This is a genomic window from Protofrankia sp. CiP1_Cm_nod3, from assembly GCF_982290655.1.
In genome coordinates this window covers 43,796-48,486 of sequence record NZ_CEVIVD010000032.1, presented here as the reverse complement: position 1 = coordinate 48,486, position 4,691 = coordinate 43,796, and the positions used below count along the sequence as shown (strand labels likewise).

Annotated in this window: 6 protein-coding genes; 5 read left to right on the top strand and 1 reads right to left on the bottom strand. The window is 67.9% G+C overall.

The features are described from left to right. Window positions 1-227 precede the first annotated feature (227 nt). From AC5LUJ_RS09075 to AC5LUJ_RS09065, 3 genes are all read left to right on the top strand, one after another. Window positions 228-992, top strand: a complete 765-nt coding sequence (locus AC5LUJ_RS09075; protein WP_250284708.1) for a YcnI family copper-binding membrane protein — start codon at window positions 228-230, stop codon at window positions 990-992. A gap of 405 nt (window positions 993-1,397) precedes the next feature. Then, complete coding sequence (locus AC5LUJ_RS09070) at window positions 1,398-2,207, top strand: MOSC domain-containing protein (protein ID WP_493464770.1); 810 nt, start codon at window positions 1,398-1,400, stop codon at window positions 2,205-2,207. Between the two features lie 207 nt (window positions 2,208-2,414). Beyond that, window positions 2,415-2,771 (top strand): hypothetical protein, encoded by a 357-nt coding sequence (locus AC5LUJ_RS09065; protein WP_250284712.1) that lies wholly within the window; start codon window positions 2,415-2,417, stop codon window positions 2,769-2,771. Here the strand turns inward: AC5LUJ_RS09065 and AC5LUJ_RS09060 are convergent. Continuing rightward, window positions 2,758-3,114 carry a type II toxin-antitoxin system VapB family antitoxin gene (locus AC5LUJ_RS09060; RefSeq protein WP_250284714.1) on the bottom strand — a complete coding sequence of 119 codons (357 nt, stop codon included), beginning with the start codon at window positions 3,112-3,114 and terminating at the stop codon, window positions 2,758-2,760. The two genes, AC5LUJ_RS09065 and AC5LUJ_RS09060, sit on opposite strands and share 14 nt — an antisense overlap. A 201-nt stretch (window positions 3,115-3,315) precedes the next feature. On the opposite strand from AC5LUJ_RS09060, the gene AC5LUJ_RS09055 reads away from it, so the two are divergent. Together AC5LUJ_RS09055 and AC5LUJ_RS09050 are read left to right on the top strand one after the other, a co-directional pair. Beyond that, window positions 3,316-3,669, top strand: coding sequence for a hypothetical protein (locus tag AC5LUJ_RS09055; protein ID WP_250284716.1), 354 nt, complete (start codon window positions 3,316-3,318; stop codon window positions 3,667-3,669). Window positions 3,670-4,081: 412 nt separating this feature from the next. Further along, the gene (locus AC5LUJ_RS09050; RefSeq protein WP_250284719.1) at window positions 4,082-4,666 is read left to right on the top strand and encodes a hypothetical protein; all 585 of its coding nucleotides are present in this window, start codon (window positions 4,082-4,084) and stop codon (window positions 4,664-4,666) included. The last annotated feature ends 25 nt before the right edge of the window (window positions 4,667-4,691 follow it).

The following is a 4,691-nucleotide window of genomic DNA, read 5'->3' as shown; positions in this document are numbered from 1 at the left end:
CTGCCCGGTGCTGGCTGCCCGGTGCTGGCTGCCCGGTGTGGACCGCCAGCCGGCCCGCGTCAGGCCGGTCGGCCTCGGCGTGCCGGGCCGGGTCCGCCGTCCGCACGGGTGAGGTGTGCGCGGATCCGGGGCGACGTCCCGTACGCATACATCCCTGTTGATCAACAGGGAAACACAAAACTGCTGTCGCGACGCTTGCGACAAGAATGTTTTCCGAAAGGACCAGCATGTCCCGCACCACCCGTGGCATCGCCGTGCTCGGCGCCGCCCTCACCGGTGTGATCGCCTTTGCGCTGCCGGCGTCCGCGCACGTCACCGTGCAGCCGAAGACAGCGGTCGCCGGCAGTTACACCACCCTGTCGTTCAAGATCCCGACCGAACGGGACGACGCCGCCACGACCAAGCTGGAGGTCCAGTTCCCGACCGACACCCCGATCAGCTCGGTGTCGGTCGAGCCACACCCGGGCTGGACCTACCAGGTCGCCAGGACCAAGCTGGCCGAGCCCATCAAGACCGACGACGGGTCGGTCTCCGAAGTGGTCTCGCAGATCACCTGGACCGCGTCATCCGCCGACACCGCGATCAAGCCGGGTGAGTTCGCCGTGTTCAACGTCTCGGCCGGGCCGCTGCCCGCCAAGGCGGGCACGATCGCGTTCAAGACCCTGCAGACCTACAGCAGCGGCGAGGTCGTGCGCTGGATCGACGTGGCCCAGCCCGGTCAGGACGAGCCCGAGCACCCGGCACCGTCCCTGACCCTCACCGCGGCCTCCGGCGGCGGCGCGGACGCGCACGGCGGCACGGACGCCCACGGCGCCTCGGCGGCCGGCGCGCCCTCCGCCGGCACCGGCACGGCGGCGTCGAACAGCGTCGACAACTCCGACGGCACAGCCCGTGGGCTGGGCATCGCCGGGCTGGTCACCGGCCTGATCGGCATCGGAGCCGGCGCGGCCGCCCTGCGTGGCGGACGCCGCCGCGACACGACCGTCTCCTGACCACCCCTCCTGATCAGCGGTGAGCCGCGGGCGGCACAAGAAACCTTCGCGCCGCCCGCGGCTCTATCAGCCACGGCCTCCGGCAGCACGAAAAAATCTTCGCACCGCCTTCGGCGGAGTCTGGAGCGCCGCGCCAAGTAACGCGGATCCCATCCACGACCATCCGCACAGGCCATGATCCGGAAAATTTTGTCGTTGTGTACGCTTTTTGACCGCAAAAGCGTACACAACGACAAACTTGCGCCGATCTTCTCCGGCGGCCGGCGCCCATCGAAACCTGCCACCGTTCGGATGGATACGTGGGGATACGTATGGTTACCTGACCGGCGCTCTGGAGTTCCTGGCCAGCACGTCATCACCGGTGCCGTTGCGTCGGGGGCCGGCCCTGCCGGTAGCGTCGGGAGGGTGCCCCGGATCGCCCGCCTGTACCGCTATCCGATCAAGGGCCTGTCGGCCGAGGCGCTGGACTCGATGGCGCTGTCAGCGAGCGAAGGCCTCCCCATGGACCGGGTGTACGCGCTGGCAAGACCCGAGACGGTTCTCGACGACGCGCATCCACAGCCCCTGCCGAAGACGTGTTTCCTGACGCTGGCGAAGGACGCGGAACTGGCCCGCGTCGCCAGCCGGTACAACACCGCCACCGGCCTGCTCACCCTCGACCACCCGGACCGGAAACTGACCGCCGACCTGGGCGGCACGCGGGGCCGGGCGGCGGTGGAGGACTACTTCGCGACGCTGCTCGCCGACACCCTGCACGGAGGCCGGCCACGGCTGGTGGCCGGCTCCGGCGGCCACCGGTTCACCGATGTCTCCGTCGTCTCCACCGAGATGATGCGGGCCATCTCGATCATCAACCTGGCCTCCGTGCGTGACATCGCGGACCGGCTGGGAACGGACGTCCATCACCTGCGCTTCCGGGCGAACATCTATGTGGACGATGTCGATGCCTGGTCGGAACTGGACTGGGCCGGGCGCGAGATCCACCTCGGCGAGGTACGTGTCAAAGCGCTCGTCCCCACCGGCCGGTGCGCCGCGACCACGGTCAACCCGCGGACGGGCGAGCGTGACATCAGGATTCCGAAGGAACTACAGGCCCACTATGGGCACATCAACTGCGGGGTGTATGCCGCCGTCCGCTCCGACGGCACGATCAGAACCAGGGACCAGGTCACCGTGGGCGGCCCATACGCCGACGCGTTCCCGGAACAGCTCTGAATGGGCTGAAAGCCGACCGCCGCGCCCCGGCCCGGCCCAACCTGGCCCAGGCCAGCCCAGCCTGCCTGGCCTGGCCCGACGACAACTGAGTGTCCCTCGCGCCACGCCGCCCGCGGAAACCCGGTATGACCTGTTCACCCCTGATGGACGGACACACCCGCATGCGCTACTGAAGATCCGTCCGGGACGCTTTAGGCTTCTGGTGCTGTGAGCCCCGTTCTCGCGTCAGGCCGGGCCGGGAACTTCGTCCGCGCGCTGCTGACCATCCTGGTGACGGCCCTGGTATTCCGCGAGATATACCTGCTGTGGTTCTTCCACACTCCCGCGTGGACGAGCAGGCCCAAGGAGATCCGCTGGTGCGGGGCGTGGTATGAACGGAGCAACGAGCGTGACCGTACCCTGGCGGAGGCCCGCGACCTCGCCGGTGGTTCCCTCGTCGAGGTTTCCCGTCTGCCCGTGTGGAGGCCGATCGTCGCCTACAAGCCGTCCGACGACTGCCCGCCGCACATCTTCGGCAAGGTCGGTGACGACACCTTCACCACCTATCTGATCAGCGGGGACTGACCCCGAGCCGGGAACCGGCTATGGACGCCGGGCCCGCCTCCTGCTGGGGCTGCTGGAGAACGTGCACCCGGGCATGGATCGAGTTGCGCTGCTGCAGCGCCGCACGGACGGCCCGGTGCAGACCGTCCTCCAGGTAGAGCGTGTTGTCCCAGTCGACGACGTGGGGAAACAGATCCCCGTAGAAGGTCGAGTCCTCGTCGAGCAGGACGTCCAGCGCGAGCACCCGTTTGGTGGTGACCAACTGGTCCAGCCTGACCTGGCGCGGCGGAATCGCCGCCCACTCCCGCTGGCTCAGCCCGTGATCAGGATACGGGCGACCGTCACCCACCCATTTGAAGATCACCCAGCACCTCCTCGCCGAGGCCGCGACGTCGCGGAACACCTGATGGCCAGCTGACCAAAGGCCGCATGATCATGCTCCTCCTCGCGCTCGGGGCTCCCACCGAATCCGGGGCTCCCGCCGGATCGGCGAGGCCGATCCAGGAGGTCCGGATGCCAGCCTGGGAAGTCCGGAGGCTCCAACAGCCTACCGACCAGAGGCCAGATGATCGCAATCCTTCTCATGCGGCCGGAGACCTTACAGAACGCCGACGGCCTCCGTCAACCCAGCGGATCGCGACCGTTCTCCACAGTAGTTGTTCATGTATTGTCCTGGATCAACAACTTCGCTCAAACCATCACTCGAACCGTCATCCAAAATCAACACTTCGCGTATTATAGCCAACTGAAAACCGTTCATCATCGGAGTCAGGCGGCGCCGGCCGGAATCGCCCCGGAGCCGCTCCGCGACCCCGGCCCCGCCGACGCCCTGAACGGCTTCAGCGCCTCGGAAGCAGCGGCGGGCAGCGTCCACGCACACTCACCGCCTTTACAGCAGCGCCAGCATGTTTGTCAATGAGATCAACATGACTTAGTGTGATCTTTTACGATCCGTTGCCGCTCCATTGCACGCAGATCGACTGCTAATTAAGTTAGCCTTACTTAATGGAAGGCAACCACACTTTAGCGGAGGGTATCGTGACGGCACTGACACCGCTCGAGGAAGCGACACCCGGCCGGGCCCATACCGTGATCGCCGGAGCCCGTCACACTCTGCTGACACTGCCCTACGAACGCCTCTGCGGCCGGGCCGGCCTGCCCGGCACCGCGGCCGCCGGCCGTCAACGGGCCGGTTGTCCACAGAGCCGGCCGTCAACGGGCCGGTTGTCCACAGGCTGACCGTCGACGGGCCGTGGGCCCAGGTCTGTCCGCATAATCGGGATCGCGCACAGTCGTCGCATCCATGCGGGAGGTCCCGGATGCTCCACCGGATGAGAACCCGGCTGACGCCGGTCACCACCTTCACCATCCTGATCGGCGTCATCACGCTGTTCGCCATGGGCTGCTCCGGCTCGTCCGGCTCGCCCGGTACACCCGCAGCCGGCGGCACGGCGGCCCCCGGGCCCGCCAGTACGGCCCAGACGGGCCAGGTGGCTTCCGCAGATGTCCCGGTGGCCAGCCGGACGGCCGGCTTCCGCGCGCCCGGCAGCATCTCGGGGACGGTCGAGGCCGGCCTGGTCGGCCTGAAGGCGGACGGGCGGCTGAGCACGCTCACCCTGCTGTGGACGCCGAGATACACCGGCGTCCCGCGGGAGAAGGAGATCTCGGTCTTCGACATGTTCGACGGGCACAGCCCCGCGGTGACCCTGGTCGACAGCGTCAACCTGAAGCGCTACCTCGTCGTCCAGGACAGCCGCAACGTCGAGCTCGGTGCCAGCGGCCCCAGGACGAAGACCGTCAACAACACCCCGGTCAGCGCCTCGTACACCTTTGCCGCACCGCCCGCGGACGTACGGGCACTCGACGTCTACGCCGACGACCGGCTGCTGTTCGACGACGTCCCGGTCGGCCGGTGATCCCCGTGCGGACGCCGACCGTGCC

Bases quoted from the DNA above. Each gene is read 5' to 3' on its own strand.
- AC5LUJ_RS09075 (WP_250284708.1), top strand. From the start codon at position 228: ATGTCCCGCACCACCCGTGGCATCGCCGTGCTCGGCGCCGCCCTCACC.
- AC5LUJ_RS09055 (WP_250284716.1), top strand. From the start codon at position 3,316: ATGATCGCAATCCTTCTCATGCGGCCGGAGACCTTACAGAACGCCGAC.
- AC5LUJ_RS09050 (WP_250284719.1), top strand. From the start codon at position 4,082: ATGAGAACCCGGCTGACGCCGGTCACCACCTTCACCATCCTGATCGGC.